Source organism: Bacteroides faecichinchillae JCM 17102, from assembly GCF_000614145.1.
Lineage (GTDB): Bacteria > Bacteroidota > Bacteroidia > Bacteroidales > Bacteroidaceae > Bacteroides > Bacteroides faecichinchillae.
Map to the genome: position 1 here is coordinate 1 of NZ_BAKK01000044.1, position 25,137 is coordinate 25,137.

Consider the following 25,137-nt stretch of genomic DNA (forward strand, 5'->3'; position numbering starts at 1 on the left):
AAGTTTTTCCTCAACTTTCCATAGTTATTTGTAGTATCTTTTTGTTGTTGTTTTTTCCAAAACAAGGCTTAGCCCAATATGTAAAACATATATTCTTTCTGATAATTCATCTTGTTTTTTTCGTTGGGTAAGTATATCGGTCAGATTTAGATATTTGGGCAGATTATATCTTTGGTATTATATAGACAAAGGTCATAAACTGTAGAATAAAAGCTTATTCTACAGTTTATGACATAAGTGGATTATATGCTATAAAGATTTGATTACAAGGCTGTTTGCTTTGTCTATTACGGAAGTGTCCAACGAGGCCAGATAAATGCGAGTGGTACTTTCCGAGTCATGTCCCATTGCTTCACTGATAGTGGAAATGGGAACATTTTTGCTTTTGGCAATGTTGGCCCATCCGTGTCTTGCGACGTATGTTGTCAATGGAATCTCCAATCCCAGTTGTATCCCTATTTTTTTCAATTTACTGTTTATCAGGTGTTCTGCACTCTTATATTGTCGCCTCTCATCTTTTCCGGTGTCTTTGATGATAGGTAACAGATAAGGAGTACCTGAAGTATCATATTTGTCAATAATATCCTGCATGGGTTGTTCCCATTTGATAAGCAGTTGTTGCTTGGTCTTTTGCCGACGATATGACAGGATACCGTTTTTCAAGTCTTCCTTTTTTAGGTAAGCCATGTCTATAAACGACATGCCGCGAGTATAGAAGCTGAACATGAAAATATCCCTTGCATAGTCCATGAGTGGGTACAAAACCAGATCCAGGTCTCGTATCTGGCGGATGACTTTTGCAGATACGGCCCGTTTCACGGTCTTGTCTATCCCTGTATATACGTACTTGAACGGGCTTCGTTGTACGACCAGTTCCTTTTCCACCGCACGGTTATACATAGCCCGAAGATTTCTCATATAATAGGATGAACTGTTCGGGCATATACCGTTGGATTTCAAATAGACTTCGTATTCCGCCATCAGGTCGGTGTCCACCTCGCCAAGTGGGATATCTCCTCGATCACCCCGGAATCGTATAAAACTGTTGAGTGAGGTTGCATAGGTTTCTGCCGTGCATACCTTTCCGATTTGTTTCAGTTGGTTGATAAGATTTTGGCAAAACGATATGAAGCCTCCGTCTTCGGGAGAAATAAAAAAAAGTTCCACGACCTTATCCGCGCTATAGTCCTTGTCAGTACGGTCAAGTCTCGCCAGGATATATCTCAGCCGTGTGGTATCTTCCTTGATGCGGTTTTCCAGAGAATGCAGATAGTGGCACCGGCTCTCCTCGGTTCTCGGCGGTATGACCACACGGGAGGAAAGGTTGTCCCACTCCGCGGGATAGATTTTGCACCCGGTATTTATCTGTCTTGCCACCCGGTTATGAATCACTTGATAAAACAGAATCCCTTCTTTCGCATTGACGGAAGAAGGACGGAATTTAATTTTTACAGTTGCCATATTAAATACATTTAAAGTTATAATACGGCTTCAATAAAAAACGAAAACCGCTCATAATGTTCGTCTTGCACTCTTTTTATTTACTATATCCTTTATCATTTCTTTCATGTCTTGCCCGAATTTTCGGTAAAGGATACTCACGTTTCTTCCTGGAGGTGAAAGTATAGAATTTCGGCAAAGGCACATATTCCGATTTTTCCTTTTCAATTTCCTCCATGTTGGGAAACGTTTTGCAGTAGAACTTCGATGTTTAAAACTCTTCTGCTTCTTGATTGTTCATGCTGTCGCCCATATCGGTTTTTGTTTTCATGAAGTCCCGTGCCACCTGACCGCAAATTCTGTTGATAGGTAAATTCGATATTTTCGATGCCGCCACAAGGTGGTTGCCATGTTCCCGTTCAGGTTGATGGGGGCTTGCTCCGGTCGATGGCCACCTCCTGTTTCAGTTGTATCATCTTGCCGAAAATGCCATTCGACAACCATTCCAATATTTTCTTGGTCCAGGTAGAGCCGCTTTCCACATTGCCTACGGTGCTGATGATTTTCTGCACCCCAACGTTCTCGTAATCTGCTTCGGGCTGTGGCAGTTCCTGAAAGCCCAATGCTACATACACCTCGTTACATCGGGTAGCTCTGATCAGGCGGTCTATTTTGTGGAAGTATAGTGCAGGTGCCTTGTAAACAATGATACTTGCGGGAATGTTCATACCGAACCCGATATTTACCCGTGTCACCAGCAGGTTCAGGGTAATGGCATTCAGCGCACGATGAAGCTTTCCATCTTCGGGTAGTTCGCTGTAAATAAAATGCGTACTATGCATATTCTCCGGACAAATACCACTTGATACTTATTGTGGGAAACACAGTACTGTTTACCGTCAATATCCTATCAAGAATATATACCTTACATCCTTTGTGGATTGGCATGTACATGGCTTGTATGCAGATAACGGGAAACGAGTCGAACGGCAACTTCCTCGGGAGGCCTGGTCATTTTTATCATGGTATGTTTTTAGGTAGTTGCTTGGTATATAAAGCACTTCTTGGGCAAGGAGAACACGTTTCTGAAAAAGGACGAGGAAGTTTTTTTGATATGTTAGGGCAAGAGAAGGAGCAGGTCAGGGCGTATACCGAACTATCCTCAGAGAGACAGAGCTTTGACAAGACGAAAGCTCTGCTCAATATGGTCGGTGAAGATATGCAGCAGAATGTCGTCACCAATGTAAGGGAATAGCTTGTTTTACAAGAGGCCGGTATGCTCGAAATGGAAACGTTTTTTCCGGAGCTGACTGCCGCCGAACAGGAAGTATACCTGCTGATTCTCCAAGAAAAGATGCTCAATGGGGCGTGTGTGATGCTCAGTGAGAAGGAGAGCGCTGTCACCAGCACACAGACGTATATCCGCAAAAAGCTGATTCTGCAACCCTCGGACAATCTCCGCAAAGCGTTGCAGGAAAGGAAAAAATAAAAGCAGTCATTAGCTCTTGCCAGCCTTATACTCCTATCGGATTTACCTTCAATGTCTCCAGGTTCAGGAATAGCCCGTTGTGCTCGATCATTCCGTTACGGAACATTTTCCAAAGGATGTCGCATCCGAGTTGCGCCAGCGTGGAGTTAATGAACAGGTCTTGTTTACTCAATGCTTCCGCCAGTGAGCAGCTCGGACCGGAGTCCGTTTCCTTCACCCGGGCGTATTTCACGAAACGGGTAATGACCTTCAAGGAGGCTACCGTTTCATAAATCTGTGATGCCGGCTGTTTTATTTTTTTCGGGATTGTACCCAGCACCGCCTGGCCGGTGGTCTGCGTGTTCCCGAAGTCGAGCCAGTAAAGCGGCGTGCTATAGTCCATGTAACCCGATGAAGGGACATGTTTCAGCACCTCCCATAAATCCAGCCTGGACTTGATATTGTCCGTGCAGGTGATAGTGATATTTGCCATATCATCCTCCTTAGCTCTTTCATTGCCGGCGGGTAGTTTCTTGCTTCCGCTTTCCAGTCATTGCCGAAGAAGTGGTTTATCCTTGTTATGAGGCATTGCGCCTTGTTCAGTTCCAAGTCCGACGGTCCGAAGAGCTGCCGCCCGATATTTGCATCCATCACGATGTCGGGGTCGTAGAGTGTCACGAACAGTCCGGGATGCCCGAGTGCGCGGAGCGTGACGTCCATCCGTGCCAGGCAGGTAAGCACCTGCGATCCTGTCCCGCCTGCGCCAATCAGGTTTATCGTGACCGGATGCTGCGGGTTCATCAGGTAGTTGTCGGTATAATGTACTCTTTTCATTTCAGTATATCTTTTAGTTTCAGATTATTCAAAGGTTTCAATTCCTCCATCTCGAAAGCGGTATTGCGTGCAGCCTTTGTCACCAGAACCAAGTTGGATCGAGTCGGATTGCCGTTTGCGCCCAGATGGGAGAACTCGGTCAGCCAGAACTTTTTCTCCCAGTACTCCAGCAGATTCGTGTATGTCAGGTCTTTCGGTCTGTCTATTTTTGCATTCCCCAAGCAAACGCTTGCCCCGGTCACATTGAAGAACGGAGCCGCATAGAGTGCCGAATCCGCTTTCAGTTCCTTGTCTTTGTAGGCATAGATCCTCATTCCCAGTTCTCCGGCCTCATAGATTACTCCCGGCAGGTTGTATTCCGCGTTCTCTATTTGGAGGGACCGCATGAAGAACATCATCCGTTTCCGGGGTGGGTTGTACCAGATGTACCTCTCGCTACCTTTTCGCGGGTCGCACCACAGCAGGTTGGAAGGTATCTTCCCGTATGGCGTGGCGCTGTGTCTTTCGGAATACCCCCGCACCAGCTCGTTCATGAATTCCACCGTTACCGGATGGCCTTCGCCCATTTTTCCACTATCATCAATCTCCCTTACTTCAAGAAAACAGCAGTTTTCACCTGCACTGGGAATGTCTTGTTCTTGGGTATAGGCTATCAACGCCGCCCTGGGATGGAGTAGCGTTCTCAACTTTCTTGTAAGTTCGTTTGTCTCTATCATATTCTAACATATTACGTTTATAAATTTATCCGCCCACCGGAAGAACCCCTCCGGGTAGTTGTCCATCCGGAACAATTCATCCGTGTCAGGAGACAAGTCTCGGAAGGTTGCGGGAACGATGTCGTAGGTCTCCCGGCTGTTGGAATTGTAAGAATCGGTGAGATAATCGGTTACAATGTCACCGAGATCATATACGACCCTTATTTGCTGTTCCAGATACATCGGGTGGAAATCCGGACTTTCCGAATAGTAAGCGTCGTATCCGTATTGCATGATACCGCGTTCCGGTGCCAGGAATGGAAGGCCTCCCTTCATCACATCGAGCAAAAGCTGTTCAAACCCGTTTTGCGGAGTGTAGTTCTCGATTGCCCTTGGCAGGTTCTTGTAATAGGATTTGAAGTCTACCCGTCTCAGCAGCCTGTTGATTTTTCCCTCCTGATAGGAATCCAACAATTTCATGTGATCTTTCCGGTCCTGAGGATCGCTTCCGTCTTCTTCCGCGAGCAAGTCAAACATAAACTCCGTCTCATCGTCATCCAAAAACAAGCAGATGCCGTTTGCCCGCATCAGGTTATGGATAAATGTAATGGAGATCCGCCTGAGTGTGGGATTGAGCGACTCCACGAATTTCACCGGGAAATAATACAGCGTGTAACTTCCCCACTGGTGATATCTCCACAAGCGGAAAAAAAGCCTGCCGTTCTCTTGTTCGATATTTACATTCATCTCGTCCCCGATAAGCTCGTTTATCTCGTCGTACAGGTTAGCAATCCCTTCCCCAATACTGTTTCCCGGAGTATGTACCGCCTCTTTCTCCAATAACAGGGCATACCTGAAATACGAATCACGCAGGAATTCGTAGTTTTCCCGCGTGATTACGTTAACTTTATTCCATTGGAAACCGTCATGGCATTCCACGACAAGTCTTTTGGGAGCCAGCGACACAAATGATGTGTTCAGAAAAGAATTACGGCCCCGCTTGGAGCCGCAATCCGTTCTTCCCTGTTCACGCCATGCCGTACATTCCGCTCTGTCTGGGTGATAATGAGCCTTATCAGTTGATCTAATTGACGCTCGTCCAATGGTACACATGATTTCTTCTTTTTATTATCCTTGTTCATAATTGCCTATCCTTTTGTTCCGATGGTGGTCTTGAACTCGTACACCGCCTTGTCATCCTTGATGACCGGTCCGTGTACCGTCGCCGTGGTCAGCTCCGGGTAGAAGTTGGAGTAATAACTCATGACCATTTCGGGGTTGTCTGACGGATTGGGATCATCGAGCGTGACCATCCCGCTGCCTTTCTTGAACGTGAACGAACGTGCCATTCCTGTGATTTCGAGTGCCATAGTCTTAAACTGTTTGATAATGTGAAACATGGGGTTCTAACATGGATTGGGGGAAATCGGGATATTCCTCGTAGTCCTCCGGACGGTAGGTCGGTTCCTCCTGTCCGGTAAGGTAATACGGATTCAGGTCCTCCCTCTGCTGCACCTGCTCCTGCCAATATGCGTCATGCTGTCTCCCATATGAAGGCTGCGGAGCCTGTGATGCCATCGGCTGTTGTCCGGCATATTGCGGCCGGGGTGGAACCGGTCTTTGCGGCGGTTGCTGCGGTGCCCACATCGAAGGCTGTTGCGGTGGCTGTGTCGCCACGGGCCGTTGCGGTTGTCCTGCCATGGTCTCGGGACCTGAGGCTGCGACGGATAGGGTGGTTGCTGCATGGGAGCTGCCATAGGTTGTGGCTGTGCTTGCGATTGCTGTGGCTGTTGTGCCGTTGCCGCCATAGGTTGCTGTGGCTGCGGTTGCGGTGCCGGTTCATCCATCAGCTCGAACAGGCTGCCCTTGTTCATCGCTTTCTTCTGCTCCTCCACCATTCCGTCAATCTTCTTCTGATCCTGCGGCTTTGCATAGAGGCGTGCCTGGCCGAGAGTCGTCACGGCATCCTTATGATTCCCCGCAGCGATCAGTTCCTCTGCTTTCTTGAGATGCTTCTCGTACTTCTCGCGTTTCTCCTTCTCCTCTTTCGTTTCTTTGGCCTTGCTATCCTTTGCCGCCTTGCTGTCGGCAGCGGCCTTCTCCGTCTGCGCCTCGAACTGCGCCATGTTGGTGATCAGTCCCGCCGCCTTCTGTATCGGCCGGGCGACGACTTGCAGGAATTCCACGTCCAGTTCCTCCGGCATCCCGCTGACTGTCAGGGGCACGATGTGGTTCTGGGCCTCGTCCTTCAGCCCGTTTGACTTCGGCAGTGTGGATACTGCCAATTGTCCGTTCGCTTTGCGGATGACTATCGTGAGGTCCACGCTCTCGGTCATCATCTGGTTGATTGCTGTAAAAAACATAACTGTAATAATTAAAGTGTGAATAATCGTACTCTTTCTACCTGTTGAAGAACTCTGCCAGTAGCCTGTCCCTGTCGGATGGTGGCATATTTCCAGGATAGGATTCAGCAGTGTGGAGATGTGTACCGGTCCGGCCGGCCCTCTTGACGGGAACTTGATTGCGGGCTTTGGCTCCACTGTCTTTTTTTTTCTTGTTAGGGGCATTGGCATCTGCACCGGTGCCATCGGCGGTCTTGAGATGATTGCTTGATTCATGACTTTATAATTTTAATTGTGAATACTCGGGCTTTGGCAGCCCGTTGAACTACAAGGGCTTTACGGCAAACGCTTCCGGAAAGGCAAGGCTTTCGGGAAAAATACCGGAGCGCAGCGAGGATGATTTTTCCGCGAAACCCGAAGGGCCCGGCCTTGCCGTCCGAAAAGAAGCGTTTGCCAACTTTGCCCTGTAGTTCTTCGGTCTGTCAATGGCTGTATGTTCTTCCCTGTCTTTTCCATTCGTGTCCTCGTCATTCTCATTTCCATAAGGCATGGGATACAAAAAGAGCCGCCCGATAGGACAGCTCTGTTCTGCAAGGTGATATTTGAACCAGTATGGTATATCCGCTTCATATGCCTATATCTTTAGAAAACCAAATAGCTGAGAATGCAGAAAAGTATCGCCGCCGCTACCAGCAGGCAGGCGACTTTGTAGAGGAACCTGAAGAATCCCTTGAAACACACGATGGCGACTGCCGCCCATACGGGCGATATTCCTCTTGAGTAGAGATAGTTGAACACGATGAAGGCGACAATACCTAAGGCTATCATCCTTATCCATTTGGCTGTCCTGAGTTTTTCGATACATTCCCTTGTTTTCATGACCGTATATTATTAATGGGTGAAACATGTCATTTCCAATTTCAGGGGCCGGAAAGCGGACCGCCTCCACCGGCAAGGTTTTCGGGGAAAATACCGGAACGTAAGTGAGGATGATTTTCCCCGAAACCTGCAAGGCTCGACCTTGCGGGTGGAAACGGGCGGTTCCGCTACCTTTGCCCTTGAATTGGAATGGCAGTGTGCTATTTCCCTTTCCCGCCCTTGGGCTTGGGGAACGAGAGTTTTAGGTTGAAGTCCGTGTCAAAGGCTACCGTGGCGTCGAAAGAGACCCCTTTCTTGCCCTTGAGCCCCTTGATCAGCCTGGTGGAGCCGGAAGAGAAGAGCTGTTCCAGATGCTGGTCGGTCAGTTCCTTGTTCAGGAAACGGCGGAATACCAGCAACCCGCACCCTTCGCGGTCGCATTTGGCCACCTTGGATTTCACCACCACGTTACCCGTCCCGCACTTGGGGCAGGTAAAGGCGCGTGACGACGGTTCCGGGAATTTGAGGCGCAATATCTCACCGGTTACTTTTCCTGTGTATTCCCGGATGGAGAGCATGAAGCTTTCCGGATCGAGGGTGTGCTCCTCTATCTGTGCCAGTGCCTTCTCCCATGTGCCGGTCAGTTCGGCGTCGGCCACCATCATGCCCTTTACTGACTCGTAGAGGTAAAGCCCCTTTTCCGTCGGGCGGATGCTCTTGCCGGAACGTTCGATATAGTCACGCTTGAAAAGGGTCGTGATGATGGCTGCACGGGTAGCGGGCGTGCCTATACCCAGCTCCTTCACCGCTTCCCGTGCCTGTTCGTCAGCGATTTCCTTACCGCAGTTCTCCATGACACTGAGCAACGTGGCGTCCGTGTAAAGAGGTCTGGGCATGGTTTTCTTTTGGGCCAGTCCGTGCCCCATGACCGGGATTTCCTCACCTTCGGCAAACACCGCCGTCCCTCCGCCAGCTTCCGGTTCGTCCTTTTCCCGGTCTTCCTTCCGGGAGAACACGGCACGCCAGCCGGGAATGACGATGACGGTGGATTGTGAACGGAAATCCATCCCCTCGCACACGCACTCCATCTTCAGTGACTCTTTCTCACAGCGTGGCGAGAAAGCTTCCAGCATCCTTCCGGCTATCATCTCATAAACAACCGCTTCTGCCTCGGACAGCCTTCGGGAACGATGCCCGTGATGATCAGGGCATGGTGGTCGGTCACTTTCGTGGCATCCACGCTCCGGGTGTTCAGGCCGGAAAGGTCGAAAGTCCGTCCGTATTCCCTGAACCGGGGCATGGCAATGATTTTTTCCAGCAAGGCGGTATATGCGCCATGACATCTTCGGGTATGTACCGGCTGCCCGTTCTCGGGTACGAGACCAGTTTCTTCTCGTACAGGGACTGGGCGATGGAAAGTGTCTTGTCCGCCGGGAGGTCGTGGTGGATGTTGCAGTCCTTCTGAAGGGAGGTCAGGTCGTACAGAAGCGGGGCCTGCTGGAAAACCGTATCGCGTTCCGCTTTGGTGATTGTCACCGCCGAGCCGGGAGTGAGGCGTCCGTATGCCGTTTCCGCCGCTTCCTTATCCCCGAAGTGCTCCGGATGGATGAACAGCCGGTGCGCCTCTCCCTGCTTCAGCGTGATATGAAGCTGCCAGTATGGTGTGGAGACGAAGTTGCGGTTCTCCTTGAAGCGCGCGCATATCATGGCGAGGGTCGGGGTCTGTACCCGTCCGATGGAGTTGTTCGCCGAACCGGAGGCTGCCGCCAACGCGCGGCTGGCGTTCATGCCCACCAGCCAGTCCGCCTTCGCCCTGCTGTCCGCAGCCGCATAGAGGCTGTCGTATTCGTATCCTTCCCTGAGGCCCGCCATCCCCTTTCGGATGGCCTCGTCGGTAAGCGAGGAGATCCACAGGCGTTTGAAAGGTTTGGTACAGCCAGGTAGGAATATATCCACCGGAAGATGAGTTCCCCCTCGCGCCCGGCATCGGTCGCCACGATGATGCTGTCACATTCGGAGAACACCCCGTCGATGACCTTGAGCTGCCTGCCGACGGTGATGTCCGTCACCATGCCCCTGTCCGTGCGTATCTGCCGTTCCACAAGACGGAACGGTTCGGGAATCATCGGAAGGTCTTCGGCGGTGGTTCTCGTGTAGCCGTATGTCCCCGGCAATGCCAGCGAAACCAGATGTCCCAGCGCCCATGTCACCATGTAGCCGTTTCCTGTTATGTAGCCGTCCTTTTTCTCTGTAGCCCCGACCACACGGGCTATCTCCTGACCGACACTCGGTTTTTCTGCTATGATTGCTATCATGATTCGGATAAGAATTAAGCCGTTTCCCGCTTGCCGACGTGCGGAGGGACGGGAAACGGCGGTTATACATTCGGTTTACATAATTATAAAGGTGGAGTTACTCTCCCACGGGCTTGATGCCGAGGATTTCGAGCAGCGGGTCACCGTCCTTGCGTACCAGCTGAAGCGTGGCGTCCATCACCACGTCCACGCCGAGCAGCACCAGACTGAGCGATACCACGTTCGTTTTCTTACCGCTGAGCAGCGTATCGAGCTCCCCGGCCATTTCCAGCTCGTCCTTCAGGATGCCGATGGCGGCCAGCTCGTCCCAGTTCACGTCTTCCGCCTTGAAAGGCGTGTTGTTTTCCTTGTTCATTTCCATGTTCTGATTTTTTTGGATTCAACATTCGTTTTGCTTTGACCCTCAGGCTATGCCCGCGCCCCTGGATTGACGGTTTTCCTCTCCCTGTCTTTGTGTGGCGGACACCACGTTGCGCTGCGAGGCGTCGCGTCTGCGGTCGGGATTCTCGTTGTAGAAGTCCAGCCGTCCCTGGTTGAAGTTCGCCTTGACGTACTGCGAGATGGTCTTGCCGTCATACCCCTTGATGCCCTCGACCAGTACCGCCTTGCCGCTTTGGAGGTCGGCACGCTGCTTGCGGGTAAGCTCCACGTCCCATACCTTGGCCGGTATCTTGAACTCCTCGCGCTGGTCGAAACCGTCCGGGGTGCGCGAGTAGCTCAGACGGCCCGTTTCGAGGTCTGCCTTGATGAACGAGGAGAACTCCTCACCCCTGCGGTTGACCATGCTGTTGAGGAAGATGACCTTGCCCTCGCGGAGCTGCTGCTGTTCCTCGGGAGTGACCTTCACGCCGTTGATTTCATTCGGGATGTAGATTTCCCGTGCGCCTTCAGGGGAGTCGGGGTTGTAGCGGGTGTAGGACGGGCGGCCTGTCGCCTCGTCAAGCTTCACGTAGGAGGAGAACAGTTCCCCATCCTTGCGCTTCATGCCCTCCACGAAAATGGCCTTACCCCCGTTCAAATCATCGATCTGTTTCTTGGTCAGTTCCACGCCTCCCAGATACTGCCGGTTGAAGAGTTTGTCGTTCTCGAAGATGAACTCCACGCCCCTGCGCTCGGCATTGACCTGGATGTGGGCGTCGAACGGATTGCCCGATCTGGCTGTCATTCCTTCGATGAATATTTTCTTTCCTTCACGCAGGTCGTTCTGTTCCTGTTCGGTCAGTTTCACCCCATTGATTTCACGTGGTATGAAGACATTCTCGGCTTTCATCGCCACCACCTCGTTGGTCAGCTTGTCGATGCTGACGAAAGAGGGGACATACTCGCCATTGCGGTTTTTCAGTTCCACGACACGCCCCATGTTGCCCGTCTCAAGCAGGTTCTTCTTGTCCTCGTCAGAGAAGATGTGTCCGAAATAGGGACGGTCGAGGTCGGGTTTCTGCCGGATACCGTGGATGCCCAGTACGATGTCTCCAGCCCGGGACTGCTGGAACGAGAGCCTCGCGTCGGTACGTAATACGGCAGAGCCGAAGTTCATGCTGATGGGCACTACCTGGTTGGTCTTGTAGCCCCTGAGCATCTGGTCGAGCAGCCCCCGTTCCTGAAGTTCCTCACGGGAGAGCCCGAAGTTCTTTAGCTGTTCCCAGTTGATCATGGACTCGTTGTAGCGGTACTGGGGCTGTTGCTGCGTGCCTCCACCTTGGGCGGCCTGCTGCTGTGTTTCATTTTCTTTTGCCATTTCTTCTTGATTTTGATGGTTGATACTTTGGTTTTCCTTGTCGCGGGGGACAATCTCGTACTGCTTGAGGAATTCTTCCACCGCGTCTGTCTTTTTTCCGGCAGCGAGGTCTTCGATGGCCTGCCGCACTTTCGGGTCGTCCAGTGCTTTCTCCTTGACGGAGAGGATGCCGAAACGTGTCGGGTCCTTGAACTGACTCCAGAAGTTCTTCAGGAAATTCTCGAACATGCTGGCGTAGCGGTCGATCTTGAGGAAGGAATTGCGGTACTTCCTGTCCGCCGGCACTGTTTCGTGCCTGCCGTCCTTGTCGAGTTTGCTGACCGCCTGGAGGAGTAGCTCCATCTTGTCGAGGATAAGGATGATGTCACTCATCTGCTCGTTCTCGGTGACCTGCGGTTTGAGGGGCTCGTCCCTCACGTTTTTCTTTGCCATAACTTTGATTTTTTAACGTTGATAACTGTTGTTGTCTCTGCAAATATATAGGCACGAATTTGATAAATCACTATGTTTCAGTACGTTGCACCATCTATTTCATCGGATGTCATCCTGTTTCACCGCAGGAGGGAAAGCGTGAGGCAGAAAAACGGGAAAGTCAAAGGAAAAAGTATGGCAAAAGCACTGTATCCAATAGGAGGAAGAGAGCGGGAACACACGAAAGGTAAGCCCCAAACAAGAAAAAAGCAGACCGGAAAGAGGGAACGGTAGAAAACGGCTGGAACGGCACGAAACCGACAAGGAGAAAACTGTATTATGCAGAGTTGGGAGCGAGCTGTCTTTAGTCCCCGCTTCCTTGTGCCGCTCTATAAGACAGGAAGAAGATTTTGTATGGGAGATGTGTTGACAGCGTAATCCATTGGGACATCAAGCACGGCAAAATACCGCCGTCAGATTGTTTTTTATCTTGTCCTATGCGTCGTAGGTCGCTTCGCTTGCTAAGTCCCGACCGTCTCCACAACTCGGACGGCGATACCGGAACGTTTTTTCGGGTGAAAAATTACCGCAGGGAATTTTTTGCCCGAAAACTGGAGGCCCGAACGTGGAAGGTATCGTCCTCCGAGTTATCTTCTTGAAGGGACTTGTCAAGCGAAGCGTGCTTATGATGGATTTTTATAGAGGAATATGGAATAAGACACCTTGATGATAAAAGTGCGCTAAAAAAGTGCAGAAGTAATCAGATTTTGATTACCTTTGCACTAAAAGCGCTCGCTATGACAATAAGAGAATGGATTAGAGATAGGGAAATTGGTGGCTTTCCAACTTTTTCGGTTGATGATGTAAGGCAAACATTTCCTGATTATTCGGAGCAAGTCATCAAGAATGAATTATTCCGATTATCAAAACAAGGCATCTTATGTCCTGTGTATAAAGGCTTTTATGTCATAATTCCTCCTCAGTATGCAGCAAAAAGGATGGTTCCTCCAATATATTACATTGATCAATTGATGTCGTATCTGAATAAACCATATTATATCTGTTTATTGAATGCCGCAGAAATTTTGGGTGCAGCTCATCAACGGCCACAGAAGTTTTCTGTAATGACGGTATTCCCAAAGTCTTCCGTCTCTTCATCAAAGAATAATTCGCTTGTTTGGGGATATCGCAAGGAGATTCCATCTGATTTTTTATTGTTCAAGAATTCTGAGACAGGAGTGATATACTATTCAAATGCTGAATTGACAGCCATTGATATTGTACACTATGAACAATATATCGGTGGCCTCTCAAGGGCAGCGACCATTTTGGATGAATTAGCAGAAAAACTTGATTTTCGTAAAGCTTCCGATAACTTATTTAACTATACATCAATCGCTACTATCCAACGATTGGGATATATATTGGATGATATTTTAGAACAGAAAGAGATTGCAGAAGTGTTACATTCTGAATTATTGACATATGTCAAGCGTTTTAGATATATTCCCCTTAGTACACACAAAACTGATGAGAATGCAGAAAAGAATACTCGTTGGAAAGTTTATATAAATTCGATAATAGAAACAGACGAAATATGATAAACAGAACAGCCATTACCCAATGGAATAAGATTGTTCCTTGGAATGATAATGCACAAGTAGAACAAGACCTTATTATCTCTCGTGCATTAGTCGCTATTTTCAGTGATAAATTCCTTGCTTCACAGCTTGCGTTCAGAGGAGGAACCGCACTTCATAAATTATATCTGTCGCCACAGCCTAGATATAGTGAAGATATTGATTTAGTACAAATCACACCGGGACCGATAAAACCAATCATGTTCAAGCTAGGTGAAGTCTTAAGTTTTTTGCCTGATAGGGTTACAAAACAAAAGCGATATAACAACACGATGTTATTTCGTATGGAGTCGGAAATCCCCCCGACAATCCCCTTACGTTTGAAAATAGAGATAAATTGTTTTGAACATTTCAACGAATTGGGATTGGTTAAAGTTCCATTTGAGGTGGAGAATAGCTGGTTCTCAGGAAAATGTGAGATAACCACATATCGTTTGAATGAATTGCTGGGAACAAAATTAAGAGCATTGTATCAAAGAAAAAAGGCCGCGACCTTTTTGATTTGTATGTTGCACTGTCGGAAGCGGTTGTGGATATCAATGAAATATTACGTTGCTACAACCGTTATATGTCGTTTGTTGTGCAACAACCACCTACTTACAAACAGTTCATTAACAATATGGAAGAAAAAATGTTAGATCCTGATTTTTTAGGTGACACTCAGAATCTTATCCGTCCGGATAGAGAATTTAATCCACGATTGGGTTATGAACTTGTTTTGGAAAAATTGATAGAACGAATGCGGAAATAAATATAATATTATCAGATAGGACAAAATAATAGGTTATATGAACGTGGATCATTTAGATTGCCTTTTCCAAGAGTACGGATATGATGTAAAAGAAAGAACCGCATCATATAGGGTGTATTTGCTGAATCAAGGTATGTACCATGGAGCAGAAATCCAAATAATGGACGATGATATTGATGCTACTCCGATACTTGATCGTTACTCCAAATTGGGATATCATGCAAAACAACAAAGGTTCAAATCGATTGAACAAGCAGAAAGTTATTTATTTAAGGGGTTCTTTAATACACAAACTACTGCAAATGATATAAATAGAAGATATACAGAATTTGCTGCTAATCAAGTAAAACATTATTGTAATTGTGGTATTAAGTATCAGTATATCAGTATGCCATATTCTATATATAGTGAAGGTGCGGAAGATACTGTTAGTGGAACTTCAGATATCATTTCTGCAATTAAAGAAGCAATCAATAGAAAGGGGGCACATCTTGTAGTGGTAGAAGCAGCTGCTGGATTTGGTAAGACCTGTACAGCATACGAAGTATATAAATCATTTTTAGATAATAGTGAATATCAAAAGCCCATTTTTACAGAATTGTCAAGAAATAGGGATGCAAAGCAGTTTAAATATATTCTTTGGTCTGAAATTGACAAAGAGAAGGATACGACTGCTAAACAGGAATTAGTTGTTTACAATATAAAAAAAGGGAAAATCCCTCTTATTATTGATGGGTTTGACGAATTACTGTCCAAAAACATAGACAATGGAAAGGCTGGACAATTGAATGAATTTGAGCAAGTTGAAACAATGCTTTCTACCATAGGAGATTTGTTGACAGATGAAGCTAAGATTATTCTTACCTCTAGAAAAACTGCAATATTTGCAGGTGCTGAATTTGGAGATTGGGTTGATTCTTACAATGGAAACTTTGATGTTATCAGATTTCAATTAGAGAAACCCAATATTAAGCAATGGCTTTCAACAGAACGTTATGAGGAAATCATTGGAAAGAATGTTCCTTTGGATAATATTTCAAATCCTGTTCTACTAACTTATTTACGAAATATAAGCAAGGAGGATTTTAGTGATTTATTGGTTTATCCAGAAACGATTACGGATAAATATTTTGAATATCTACTGAATCGGGAAAAAGAAAGGCAAAATCTTATTATTCGTTGGGAAGACCAAATGCAGATATTTGAAAATTTAGCCAAATCTTTTGTTGATTTTGATATAACTGGTGAAAATAGAAGTTTCGTCAAAGAACTGATTATAGAATATAACAAGTCTCGTCTTTTGTATTATAAAGAGTTGACACCGACAAAACAAACTTTGGATGAACTTGCTGACACACTTACAAATCATGCCCTATTAGATAGAACAGGGAATAAAGATTTTATAACTTTTATCAATGAATTTATTTTTGGGTATTTGCTCGGAAAATCAATTCAGAAAGAACCTGTCACATTTTTGCAAAAACTTAACCCTATACCTGAGCATCTAATCGAACTGGCAATTTACGCATACAAATATTCTTCCAATGATGATAAATTAAAATTATGGGATAAGTTTTCCGTTATAAAAGATAAAATGTCTTTGTATTTGGCTGTTACCACAGATTGCATTCTTTTAAAGAAAGTAACAGGTAATTATAAATGTGCAGGATTGAATTCTTTTCATTTTGAAGATATTAATATCCTTAGTGAAGAATGTAAGTTTGTAGAAACTTCGTTTGTCGATTCTGTTTTTGAGAGATGCACTTTTGATGCAAACGCTTTTTACAATGTTACATTTACAGGATGCAAATTTATTGATTGTGATGTGAATAGTGATTTGTCTTCTGGTTCTAACAATATTCATTGTTATGGATGCGATGACTATAACACTGGCTTTATATCTTCTTTGGTAAAAGTTACGACATCTTCTGTTTTGCAGAAACAAGAAGATATAGATCTAGAGATTGAAATACTTAGCAAGTATTTTAAAGTTGATGGAAAATCTCCCAAAATGAGGTATATCTCTACCCTTAGAAAAGAATTTGGAGAAAAGAATTTGGATGTCGTTTTTGCAACTTTTGAATTATTAAAGAAAAAAGGAATGATTCTGATTGACGGGAATAATTCGCACATTTCAAAATCAGGTATTGCATATTATCATAAGAACATACAAGTATGAGTGCAGGAAATAAAGTTTTGAGGGATATAGTTACAGATTTGGAGGCTGTTTTGAACAAATGTGGCGTAATGTACCATGTGTTTTATCGTACTAAGTCAGAAATGTCAATTAAAAATAAACTTGAGAAAAAATCTGAAGAATATCGTAAAGTCAACAAGAAGATGCAAGATTTATTGGCTCTTCGTATTACTTTGTATTTTACGGATGATGTAGAACTTGTTCACAACTATCTAAAAAGTCAGTCCAATTTTGACAGTGAATCTGTTGATGAAGCCGAAGTTGATAAATTCTGTCCCAAAAGACTAAATTTAATTATGCGTGTTCCAAATAATCTTCAGCAAGATATGAAAGCGGCAATAAAAGAAACTGGTTATGAAGATTTAATTGATAACACTTATGAAGTTCAAATCAGAACTATTTTATCGGAAGGTTGGCACGAAGTTGAACATGATTTACGTTATAAATGTAAAGAAGAGTGGAATGAATTTAAAGAGGAATCCAGACTTCTGAACGGAATTTATGCTACCTTGGAAAGTAGTGAATGGTCAATGCTTACATTATTTGACAGACTTTCATATTCCCAGTATAAAAATAAAGTTTGGAATAGTATGTTACGCAATAAGATGAGAGTTCGTTTTGCTGATAAAGGTTTGTCAGAAGAACTTTGTAAATATTTGTCAAACAATAATAAAACTGCAAAATTATTGTATCGTGCAAATAGAACCAAAATATTGAAATTAGTAATGGAAAAAGGCTTTGCATACCCTCTCACTTATGATACTGTGTTACATCTTATCAATCATATTATTGTAAAAGATAAAATATTAGCGAATTTTGAAGATAAAGTTTTGAAACGAGATATGGATATAATGTTTGGTGAATTATAGCAGTAGTTGATATTAGCACCATTTTTACTCACTCAAATAAACAAAAATGGTGCTTTTTATGGTCTTACTTTTTTACATATGTATGCTCCATCCGTGGAACGGTTCCATGACTACGGCAAAAGATTCATCCGGTCTGCTTTAGTAGAATTATAAGAAAAACTTCTGTCTTGCATGAGCCCGTTCCAATACATGCAGATTGCCGTATCCGATGGATTTCAGTTCTACCAGCAGGCTCCTGTATTCTTTTTCCGTCGCGGGCAGTGTCCCGGAGATGATTCCCTTGTAATCGGCTGCGCCATGCTGTCCCGCATGCATGTAGGATGTGATTGTATTTTCGGATTCGTTCCACGGTATATATGGAAAGAGAGCGATTACCCCGCCTTCCTTGAACCGTCTGAACACTACCTTAATAGGTGTTTCCATATCAGTCTGTTGTCTATCCGTATATAATCTTATCCATTTCCCTGTCGGTCAACGTGCATAGTTCTTCGTCGGTACAATAGTAACGGATATTCTGTCCTGTTCGACAGCTTCGTTCAAAAGGTTTCGCATGTCATTTTCCAGTTCATGTCCCAGCTCCTCCACCGATATCGTATAGGTTTCCATGCCGGTCGTAATCTCACGCGACGGGTATGCCTTGCCTTTGTTGAAAATTGTACCGATCTCTATGTCTTCGCCACGCCCGGCCATCCTGTCAAGGTATTCCTTGATAATATCCCCATGACACGGATGCGGTTTGCAGAAGCATCCCAGAGTCTTTCCCTGCAACTCATGAACCCTGCGCCTGTATTCCGCATCGTTCACCAGCCTCCTGTAAAAATATTCGCGGAATCCGGCCAGTGTCCCGCCCCGGACCATGTCCTGCTTCAGCCTGAACGGATTACCGAAATACCTGTCTTGCCCTTTACCGGCACGACCGATATACACATCGTATGCCTCCTTACGGATATTCACTACCCTTGTATGTTTCCTGTTATCTGCCATACTCATTTGATTTTTAGTTATGATTCCGTTATGAAAGTGACCTTGTAGGTCTTACATGCTTTCCCGAAAGCGGGATTGGTGTCAAATTCCTTGTATGACTCCCAATCCACCGACATGGTGTAGCCGTTCGGAAAGTTTTCGGCGATGAACTTGGTTATTATTTTCTTGTCCTCATCAGACAGGAACAGTTCCTCCGGGTGCCGTACTCCAATGAAAAAAGCGCCCATTCGGGAATGTTGTCCCAAACGAGCGTCTTACTGTTGTTGCCATTCATAGTCCTGCTGTTTATTGCTGTGATACCATAAGTTCTTTGATAATGCCGTCAAGCTCTGTTTCCCACTTGTCCGTTCCGTCAATCAGCGAGGGATAGGTAAGCTGTTTCCACTGCCGGTAATCGAAGAGTTTCATCCGTAACGGATAATAATCGAACAGTTTCTTGTTGTCCGCGAATATTCTCAGGTGATTGGTTCCCACCTCCATCAGTTTCAGTCCGTAACGGTCAATTATCTTATTGAACCGTCCCATAGGTGTGAAGTTGCTTCTGCTCATATCTTTCGTTTTTGAGTTAGACATCTGCGGCTCGTCGAGCCGGTATTTTATTTCTTGCCTGCCCCGCCGTTCCGTGTCGGATTGTGCAAGGCTTTCGGGAAAAATACCGCAAGCGCAGCGAGGATGATTTTTCCACGAAACCCGAAGGGCCCGGCCTTGCTCAATCCACAAGGCACGGGACGAACTTTGCAGGCTGAAATAAAACAGCGGTATCCTATTCCTCTTTCTTCTCACCGTCTTCTTTGGGTATCAGGTGCTGTAAATCAGGATCGGTCTTGATGCGTTCCATTTCATCTTCAATTATTTGCAGCACGTCCGCCTTGATACGTGAATAGTTGCGGTCTATCTGCTGCTGCATGATGTCGTTGCCGTCGGCATCTTTGAACTCGTTGATGACCGGTATCTTCCTGTAGGCTTTGGTTTCTGCGGCAACCTTCTCGTTATCGACGATGATACGGGCGTGGAAAATCTTCTGGTCTATCTCCTCCCCGAAGTTGTCCGCCACGCTGCCCACGAATGTGCCTGCGAGAGATTGGCGATTTTGGATGCCGGTATCAGCGAGTCCAGCTGTGTGTTGATGGAAGTGGATGTGTCCTGCCGGTTGATGGATATGGATTGCCTCTGTTGGAGTATCTTACCGAAGCGTTCCGACAGGTTCTTGGCGGTTTCGCCAACCACCTGGCCGCTGAAGATGTTACCGACCGTATTTTGGATTACCTTCGCTTCCTTGTCACCGTAGTCACGGGTCAGCTGCGAGAAATCCTGAAATCCGAGACAGACCGCCACCTTGTTGCTTCGGGCGGTGGCTATCAGGTTGTCGATGCCGCGAAAATATATCGTTGGTAATTCATCTATGATGATGGAAGATTTCAGCTGTCCTTTTTTGTTTACTAACTTTACGATACGTGAATTGTACAGTCCCAATGCGGCCGAGTAGATATTCTGTCTGTCCGGATTGTTTCCCACACAAAGGACTTTCGGGTGTTCCGGATTGTTAAGGTCAAGGGTAAAATCATCCCCCGTCATGACCCAGTAAAGCTGCGGTGAAATCATCCTTGAAAGCGGGATTTTCGCGCTCGCTATCTGGCCCTGGAGCTGATCTTGGGCTCCGGATTGCCATGCGTCCATAAAGGGGGAAAGGTAGTTTTCCAAAGAGGGATATGAGGTCAAAATCGTGAAAATATCGGCATACGGTTTGTTAAGAAATTCTATCGCGTGGGGAAAGGTGCAATACTTGCCGTCCTGATAAATGCGCAAATACCAGATAATCGCTGCAAGCAGGATAATCGGAGATTCCACGAAGAAATCGCCTTGTTTCTGTATCCAGGTTTTGTTCAAATTGAGCATTATCGTGTAGGCACTTTCGTAGGCGTCGCTGATATCCACCATGAATTTGGGATTGATGGGATTGCACCTGTGCGAGCGTCGAGGGTCATCGAAATTGATGACATAAAATTCCGGCTTAGTCTTGTATTTGTCAAGGTTTTTGAGCAGTTCATTATAGGCAATGACCGAGAGGTCATCAAATTTATAATGTAGGCTAAGTAGCCGACGCCGTGCCATATTACTATGGTCGGTTTCCGAAAACTCGCCTCCGAACCGGACGTACACCTTCCAGCGTATCCGGCTCTCCGCTTCGATATGCAGTTTAAATCGTTCCATAATGAATCTTTTTATGACATGTTCCACAGAGTGCAATAGTTTTCCTTTTCCGTGCAATCATGTGTCGTTCCCAAGGCTCTTTATTTTGAAGATTCTTGAGTTTACGTACATGGTGCATTTCCAAATGCCCCTTAGCTCCACATAATTCACATTTTTCTGCTTTCAACCTGTCCATAAGACTGGTTGTGCTGGTGTGCATTATGAATTTGGGTAGTATGTCTATTTTGTTATCCTTTGATGGCTTTTGGCGTTTGAAACCTCCTTTATAGAAGTACTCTTCCTTTTGTTTGCCTGCATTGTTCTGATACTTAACGCAAAATATTCCGTTATGCTTGTACTTTTTGCATATCTTCTTTACTTTGCTTCGATACTTGGCTGCAAATGTTTTGTACATACTATACTCCATGATATAACCGAAATTGGATAGCTGGGCTGCGCAATTAACGCTATGCCGAAATAATTGTACAAGCCTCTAATTTCAGAATTATACCTGCGCAGGATTTCCAAATCGTCGTTGAAGTTCAGTTCGGGTCTCGCTTTCGGTTTCCATATTTCCTTGCCGTTGTGTTTCTTTATTTCCACAACGTCATACGCAAGAAGTTTCTTCTTGACCGTATCTTTGGGGATTTTTATTTCCACCGTCTTGTTCCGACTTCTCTTTTTACGACCGAGGGAATCCCGTTTGGTTTCCATGCACTTGCGGTTTCTGATATGAAATCCAAGAAATTTTGCAGGAGTTTCCGAATGGGTTATCAGCGTCTTTTCATCAGACAATTCCAATTTTAGTTTGTCGGAAATAAAATTCTTTATATCCGACTTGATTGTCATTGCATCTTCTTTACTGCCTATAACGCCACACAGAAAATCATCCGCATATCTCACGTATTTCAACCTCTTATAGTTACAGTCCATGTCATTTTTAGCCGAGGTCTGTAACATAAGATTATCATATTTCCGTATCTGTCCTACCAGCAGTTTTCTTTCTTCAAGACTTACTGCTGATTTCAGCGCCTTTTTAGCTCGTTCTTTCTTACGTTGGTAGTGTCTGTACTGTGGGTTCACTTCTTTACGGGCATTCCTATCAAATTTTGCTGCATACTCTGCCATGTACTTGTCCAATTTATCAAGATAGATATTGGCGAGTACAGGACTGATGATGCCACCTTGCGGTGTCCCGTTATATGTGTGAAAATATTCCCAATCTTCGATATATCCTGCATTCAGGAATTTACGGATAAGCCGAATGAAACGGGCATCATTGATGCGTTCTTCGAGGATTCCTATCATCACATCGTGATTGATGTTGTCAAAGAATCCCTTTATATCGCCCTCAATATACCATTTCACCCCACAAAATGATTTTTCAATCTGCTTAAGGGCTGTGTGGCAGCTCCGTTTGGGACGGAAACCATGCGAAGTGTATTCAAAACTCTCCTCGTATATGGCTTCCAATACCATTTTAACCACTTCCTGCAATAACTTATCTTCCGTAGCAGGAATACCCAGAGGACGCATTTTCCCGTTTTTCTTGGGTATATATGTTCTCCTTGACGGTTTGGGCTGGTAGCTTTCATCTTTCAATGATGCTATCAGGTTTTCAATACGCTTGATGCTCATGCCGTCAATGGTCTTGCCGTCCGTCCCCTCCGTCATATTGCCTTGTTTGGGTGCAATCCGCTGGTAGGTAACGGCGTACATCTCCGTATTGAAAAGAATACGGTACAGACGCTCGTACTTGTAATTCAAGTCCTTGCTGTGTCGATTCAAACTGTTTAATACTTTTGCCGAATTTCTCATAATGTCTCTCACATCATTCATTAATTGTATTAAAAATCTCTGCTGTCCCCCTTCGCCATGTACAAGCCATTAACTTGCTCGGACTACTACGGGGACTCCGTTACCATGTCGGAATTTCGGGAACTGTTTCCCATAGCCTTTGCAGGCTCCGATTTAGGTAATCCCAGTTTACTATATCTTAACTGTTGGCACGACAAGTTGTCGGATATGACTTCCACCTTTTACCGTATATTACGGTTGCGCTGCAACAAGTTCTTGCTCTTTCTACTCTACGACTGCAAAAAGAGTATTGCAGTGATGACGGTTCAGAACTATCCATACAACGGTAGTTCCATAGTTACCTTACGTCACAGCCTGCTACAAAGACCGCTCAGATTATCATTCAACCAATTCGGGTTTTATCCTCATACTTGTCTTATCATCGCTATTCAGTCGCAGTTTGGTAACTAACTGACTTATAGTTGTCCCGACGTGCTACACTCCCTGCCGCCTTTCGTTAGACAGATAAGTCGGTGATGATAGGTCGTTTTCAAAGAACACTTGCCTAATCCTTGCCAAAGGGACGATTAAGATATAGCCTTGACTGGCGCACCGTAAATATAGATGGCAAAACCTTTGGAAATCATCTGTTTGATGTAGTTGTTTACCACCGCGTAGGACTTCCCGCTGCCCGGTGTCCCAAGCACGATGGACGCGCGAAAAACGTTTACAACGTTGATCCATCCGTCCCATTCCTTGCCCTGGTACACGAACTTGGTCGGCAGGTTGACGGAATACTCGTTCTCCATGAGCCGTGTCTCCTGCATGAAGCTCTCGTTGGCGGTATTGAACACGTCCTCCATCAGGTTGTGTTTTAGCATACGGCTTATCCATACGCCCGACATCAAAAGAAGGATGTACCCGGCGGTCAGCGTTACCGTGTAAATGGCGGCGTCAGCTGTCGGACTGAACGGCAGATCGAGCATCCACCAGTTCATGAAGAACAATACAAGCCCCGAAAGGAAGGCGGTATATATCTTCCGCCAGGTCATCTTCTGGTTCTTCACGCCTTTCGTACCCAAACATGACAGGGCAAGGAATATGACGGCGAACACTTTTGTCACCAGCAGGTTGCTGAAAAGCCCCGCCGTCCTCTGGAAATTCAGGAGTATCTTATCGACCACTCCGATATTGATACCCGCATCCACGAATGCCCGGTAACAGAACCAATAGACGTGGATGGCAATAAACACGATGGATATGGCACGCATGAACTCCATGACCTTTGCCAGTCCTCTCAAATCATCTTCCTGTTGCATAATAATATAATTTTAATGGTGAATGAATATTGTTTTCAGGAGATACCCCGTGAACGGCGTTTCTTTTTCTTCTTGCGTTGCAGCCTTCGGGCAAGAGCCTTTTCCTGCGGGTCGGGACCGTTTGTTTCAAAGTTGAAGATCCCGAAAGCCTGTCCGATGGCATCTTCCATGCCGGCAGAGAAACTGCTTTGTCCGCTGATATCCGGTGTGGGAGCATCCAGGTCCGGGGTATTGCCCGGTTCGTTGAACAGGCGTTCAAAGGCATTTGCCGAGAACTCCTTGCCGAGCCGAGAACCGTTATAGACCTCCCTGTTCCTGTGGTCGATGAAGGTTGCTCCATAGATGCGACCTTCATCGTTCTCACGAAACACCACGTCTATTCCCCGGCCGTTCAAGAGGCGGATGAAATCCTCCGGTTGCCCCGGCAGCCGTGCATGGCGAGTGCTACCTCGTTCCGTATCTTGGGCTGCCATTTCTTGTTCTTGTACTCGCGGGCATTGTAACCGGTACGCTTTTCCAAACCATCGTAGCCGTAGCGTTTCCCGATAAGTGAAGATTTGATGGGCGTACATACCGGCTTGCCTGCATTGTCTGTCATGGTATAGACAATGCCGTTGTAAGGTGTTCCTTCAAATTCGCCCCTGACCAGTTTCGCCTCGATGTTGAAGCAGGAAAGTAACGCGCTGTACTCCCCGAATGACTGGAAACGGTAAGTGGAGAACACGCTTTTGAGGATGTTGGAAACCTGTTGCTTTACATCGCCATTCTGATAGTCCGCTTTCTTGAGGTAGGGCTCCAACAGCTCCCTGCGTTTGTCCTCCACCTGTTTCAGTCCGAATTTCCGTTCCAGTTCCCGGCAGGCTTTCATCGAGCGGTTCCATTCGTAGGCGTCGTCAATCTTTTCCCCTTTCTCGTTCACGCAGGTGGAAACGATATGGATATGCCTGCGGTCTATGTCCTCGTGGATATACACGATGTAGGGCTGGTCGCCGTAGCCCATGCGTTGCATATACTCCCTTGCCAGGTCCGCGAACTGGCTGTCGGTCAGCCTGTCGTCCACCGAAGGGTTGAGCGATATGTGCAGCACCGGCTTCTCCGTGTTCCTGTTGGCAAGCAAGTAGTTCTCGAAAGCCCAGAGCGTGTTCCTCATGACATGCTCCGGATTGCCCGTGACATCGGCAATCATGTGGTTGCCCGAAATGATACGTGCCGTGGACTCGTCCACTTTCTGCTGGTTGTAGATGACAGCCCCGTAGAGTGACGCGCCCCTGTTGATTTTTGCCACCATG

17 protein-coding genes and 12 pseudogenes are annotated in these 25,137 nt (G+C 46.2%); 9 read left to right on the forward strand and 20 right to left on the reverse strand.

Translation table 11 applies throughout. The features are described 5' to 3' along the window. Positions 1–249: 249 nt before the first annotated feature. Together JCM17102_RS17170 and JCM17102_RS31880 are read right to left on the reverse strand one after the other, a co-directional pair. Positions 250–1,461, reverse strand: a complete 1,212-nt coding sequence (locus JCM17102_RS17170; protein ID WP_025076046.1) for a tyrosine-type recombinase/integrase — start codon at positions 1,459–1,461, stop codon at positions 250–252. A 51-nt stretch (positions 1,462–1,512) separates the two neighbouring features. Continuing rightward, positions 1,513–2,266: pseudogene (locus tag JCM17102_RS31880) on the reverse strand (type IV secretory system conjugative DNA transfer family protein); the annotation flags it as partial. Between the two features lie 48 nt (positions 2,267–2,314). Between JCM17102_RS31880 and JCM17102_RS17185 the strand changes: the two are divergent. Next, complete coding sequence (locus JCM17102_RS17185; RefSeq protein WP_148302074.1) at positions 2,315–2,695, forward strand: hypothetical protein; 381 nt, start codon at positions 2,315–2,317, stop codon at positions 2,693–2,695. A 21-nt stretch (positions 2,696–2,716) separates the two neighbouring features. After that, entirely contained in the window at positions 2,717–2,929 is a 213-nt protein-coding gene (locus JCM17102_RS17190) for a hypothetical protein (protein WP_025076049.1), read from the forward strand. Between the two features lie 25 nt (positions 2,930–2,954). Here the strand turns inward: JCM17102_RS17190 and JCM17102_RS28145 are convergent. From JCM17102_RS28145 to JCM17102_RS17240, 11 genes and pseudogenes are all read right to left on the reverse strand, one after another. Then, positions 2,955–3,742 (reverse strand): annotated as a pseudogene (locus JCM17102_RS28145) (PRTRC system ThiF family protein). After that, positions 3,739–4,458: a prokaryotic E2 ligase family D protein gene (locus JCM17102_RS17200; RefSeq protein ID WP_025076050.1), complete on the reverse strand. Its 720-nt coding sequence runs from the start codon at positions 4,456–4,458 to the stop codon at positions 3,739–3,741. Before JCM17102_RS17200 ends, JCM17102_RS28145 begins: the two are co-directional and overlap by 4 nt. A 3-nt stretch (positions 4,459–4,461) precedes the next feature. Next, the gene (locus JCM17102_RS17205) at positions 4,462–5,550 is read right to left on the reverse strand and encodes a hypothetical protein (RefSeq protein ID WP_025076051.1); all 1,089 of its coding nucleotides are present in this window, start codon (positions 5,548–5,550) and stop codon (positions 4,462–4,464) included. A 35-nt stretch (positions 5,551–5,585) separates the two neighbouring features. Next, positions 5,586–5,807 (reverse strand): PRTRC system protein C, encoded by a 222-nt coding sequence (locus JCM17102_RS17210; protein ID WP_025076052.1) that lies wholly within the window; start codon positions 5,805–5,807, stop codon positions 5,586–5,588. A 4-nt stretch (positions 5,808–5,811) separates the two neighbouring features. Continuing rightward, a pseudogene (locus tag JCM17102_RS28150) lies at positions 5,812–6,800 on the reverse strand (PRTRC system protein E). A 37-nt stretch (positions 6,801–6,837) separates the two neighbouring features. Continuing rightward, positions 6,838–7,055: pseudogene (locus tag JCM17102_RS29915) on the reverse strand (hypothetical protein). A 49-nt stretch (positions 7,056–7,104) separates the two neighbouring features. Continuing rightward, the gene (locus JCM17102_RS30735) at positions 7,105–7,329 is read right to left on the reverse strand and encodes a hypothetical protein (RefSeq protein ID WP_025076053.1); all 225 of its coding nucleotides are present in this window, start codon (positions 7,327–7,329) and stop codon (positions 7,105–7,107) included. Between the two features lie 92 nt (positions 7,330–7,421). Next, complete coding sequence (locus JCM17102_RS31885; protein WP_073349658.1) at positions 7,422–7,658, reverse strand: hypothetical protein; 237 nt, start codon at positions 7,656–7,658, stop codon at positions 7,422–7,424. Between the two features lie 200 nt (positions 7,659–7,858). Next, positions 7,859–9,952 (reverse strand): annotated as a pseudogene (locus tag JCM17102_RS28155) (type IA DNA topoisomerase). A 97-nt stretch (positions 9,953–10,049) separates the two neighbouring features. Further along, positions 10,050–10,313: a DUF4099 domain-containing protein gene (locus JCM17102_RS17235; RefSeq protein ID WP_025076055.1), complete on the reverse strand. Its 264-nt coding sequence runs from the start codon at positions 10,311–10,313 to the stop codon at positions 10,050–10,052. Between the two features lie 42 nt (positions 10,314–10,355). After that, complete coding sequence (locus tag JCM17102_RS17240) at positions 10,356–12,122, reverse strand: DUF3945 domain-containing protein (protein ID WP_025076056.1); 1,767 nt, start codon at positions 12,120–12,122, stop codon at positions 10,356–10,358. 72 nt (positions 12,123–12,194) lie between these two features. Here JCM17102_RS17240 and JCM17102_RS31890 point away from each other — a divergent pair, with 72 nt between their 5' ends. The 6 genes and pseudogenes from JCM17102_RS31890 to JCM17102_RS30985 all read left to right on the forward strand — a co-directional run bounded on the left by JCM17102_RS31890 (position 12,195) and on the right by JCM17102_RS30985 (position 18,008). Next, entirely contained in the window at positions 12,195–12,395 is a 201-nt protein-coding gene (locus JCM17102_RS31890; RefSeq protein WP_025076057.1) for a hypothetical protein, read from the forward strand. Between the two features lie 503 nt (positions 12,396–12,898). Beyond that, entirely contained in the window at positions 12,899–13,702 is an 804-nt protein-coding gene (locus JCM17102_RS17250) for a type IV toxin-antitoxin system AbiEi family antitoxin domain-containing protein (protein WP_005680449.1), read from the forward strand. Next, positions 13,699–14,492, forward strand: a pseudogene (locus tag JCM17102_RS28160) (nucleotidyl transferase AbiEii/AbiGii toxin family protein). The gene JCM17102_RS17250 and the pseudogene JCM17102_RS28160 overlap by 4 nt, the downstream one beginning before the upstream one ends. Before the next feature lie 37 nt (positions 14,493–14,529). After that, positions 14,530–16,671, forward strand: a complete 2,142-nt coding sequence (locus JCM17102_RS17260) for an NACHT domain-containing protein (protein ID WP_025076058.1) — start codon at positions 14,530–14,532, stop codon at positions 16,669–16,671. Further along, positions 16,668–17,558, forward strand: coding sequence for a GTP pyrophosphokinase (locus JCM17102_RS17265; protein ID WP_025076059.1), 891 nt, complete (start codon positions 16,668–16,670; stop codon positions 17,556–17,558). The genes JCM17102_RS17260 and JCM17102_RS17265 overlap by 4 nt, the downstream gene beginning before the upstream one ends. 171 nt (positions 17,559–17,729) lie before the next feature. Then, a complete protein-coding gene (locus tag JCM17102_RS30985; RefSeq protein ID WP_175551324.1) occupies positions 17,730–18,008 on the forward strand; it encodes a hypothetical protein in 279 nt (92 codons plus the stop codon). On the opposite strand, the pseudogene JCM17102_RS28165 reads toward JCM17102_RS30985, so the two are convergent. The 5 genes and pseudogenes from JCM17102_RS28165 to JCM17102_RS28180 all read right to left on the reverse strand — a co-directional run bounded on the left by JCM17102_RS28165 (position 17,995) and on the right by JCM17102_RS28180 (position 22,550). Continuing rightward, positions 17,995–18,548 (reverse strand): annotated as a pseudogene (locus JCM17102_RS28165) (DUF4326 domain-containing protein). The gene JCM17102_RS30985 and the pseudogene JCM17102_RS28165 overlap by 14 nt on opposite strands. A gap of 11 nt (positions 18,549–18,559) precedes the next feature. Then, a pseudogene (locus JCM17102_RS28170) lies at positions 18,560–18,816 on the reverse strand (DUF6926 domain-containing protein). 11 nt (positions 18,817–18,827) lie between these two features. Further along, a complete protein-coding gene (locus JCM17102_RS17285) occupies positions 18,828–19,091 on the reverse strand; it encodes a hypothetical protein (RefSeq protein WP_025076061.1) in 264 nt (87 codons plus the stop codon). Positions 19,092–19,305: 214 nt separating this feature from the next. Beyond that, positions 19,306–20,624, reverse strand: a pseudogene (locus JCM17102_RS28175) (TraM recognition domain-containing protein); the annotation flags it as partial. A gap of 115 nt (positions 20,625–20,739) precedes the next feature. After that, positions 20,740–22,550: pseudogene (locus JCM17102_RS28180) on the reverse strand (reverse transcriptase domain-containing protein). Between the two features lie 57 nt (positions 22,551–22,607). Between JCM17102_RS28180 and JCM17102_RS30430 the strand changes: the two are divergent. Further along, positions 22,608–23,000, forward strand: a complete 393-nt coding sequence (locus JCM17102_RS30430; RefSeq protein WP_159106354.1) for a hypothetical protein — start codon at positions 22,608–22,610, stop codon at positions 22,998–23,000. A gap of 143 nt (positions 23,001–23,143) precedes the next feature. Here JCM17102_RS30430 and JCM17102_RS28185 read toward each other — a convergent pair. Both JCM17102_RS28185 and mobB read right to left on the reverse strand, forming a co-directional pair. Beyond that, positions 23,144–23,848 (reverse strand): annotated as a pseudogene (locus JCM17102_RS28185) (YWFCY domain-containing protein); the annotation flags it as partial. Between the two features lie 35 nt (positions 23,849–23,883). Continuing rightward, positions 23,884–25,136 (reverse strand): annotated as a pseudogene (gene mobB / locus JCM17102_RS28190) (conjugal transfer protein MobB). Between the last annotated feature and the right edge of the window lies 1 nt (position 25,137).

Bases quoted from the DNA above. Each gene is read 5' to 3' on its own strand.
- JCM17102_RS17285 (WP_025076061.1), bottom strand. From the start codon at position 19,091: ATGAGCAGAAGCAACTTCACACCTATGGGACGGTTCAATAAGATAATT.
- JCM17102_RS17190 (WP_025076049.1), top strand. From the start codon at position 2,717: ATGCTCGAAATGGAAACGTTTTTTCCGGAGCTGACTGCCGCCGAACAG.
- JCM17102_RS17205 (WP_025076051.1), bottom strand. From the start codon at position 5,550: ATGTGTACCATTGGACGAGCGTCAATTAGATCAACTGATAAGGCTCAT.
- JCM17102_RS30735 (WP_025076053.1), bottom strand. From the start codon at position 7,329: ATGCCTTATGGAAATGAGAATGACGAGGACACGAATGGAAAAGACAGG.
- JCM17102_RS17250 (WP_005680449.1), top strand. From the start codon at position 12,899: ATGACAATAAGAGAATGGATTAGAGATAGGGAAATTGGTGGCTTTCCA.
- JCM17102_RS17265 (WP_025076059.1), top strand. From the start codon at position 16,668: ATGAGTGCAGGAAATAAAGTTTTGAGGGATATAGTTACAGATTTGGAG.
- JCM17102_RS31890 (WP_025076057.1), top strand. From the start codon at position 12,195: ATGTTTCAGTACGTTGCACCATCTATTTCATCGGATGTCATCCTGTTT.
- JCM17102_RS17240 (WP_025076056.1), bottom strand. From the start codon at position 12,122: ATGGCAAAGAAAAACGTGAGGGACGAGCCCCTCAAACCGCAGGTCACC.
- JCM17102_RS17260 (WP_025076058.1), top strand. From the start codon at position 14,530: ATGAACGTGGATCATTTAGATTGCCTTTTCCAAGAGTACGGATATGAT.
- JCM17102_RS17235 (WP_025076055.1), bottom strand. From the start codon at position 10,313: ATGGAAATGAACAAGGAAAACAACACGCCTTTCAAGGCGGAAGACGTG.
- JCM17102_RS30985 (WP_175551324.1), top strand. From the start codon at position 17,730: ATGAGCCCGTTCCAATACATGCAGATTGCCGTATCCGATGGATTTCAG.
- JCM17102_RS30430 (WP_159106354.1), top strand. From the start codon at position 22,608: ATGTACAAGCCATTAACTTGCTCGGACTACTACGGGGACTCCGTTACC.
- JCM17102_RS31885 (WP_073349658.1), bottom strand. From the start codon at position 7,658: ATGAAAACAAGGGAATGTATCGAAAAACTCAGGACAGCCAAATGGATA.
- JCM17102_RS17170 (WP_025076046.1), bottom strand. From the start codon at position 1,461: ATGGCAACTGTAAAAATTAAATTCCGTCCTTCTTCCGTCAATGCGAAA.
- JCM17102_RS17200 (WP_025076050.1), bottom strand. From the start codon at position 4,458: ATGATAGAGACAAACGAACTTACAAGAAAGTTGAGAACGCTACTCCAT.
- JCM17102_RS17210 (WP_025076052.1), bottom strand. From the start codon at position 5,807: ATGGCACTCGAAATCACAGGAATGGCACGTTCGTTCACGTTCAAGAAA.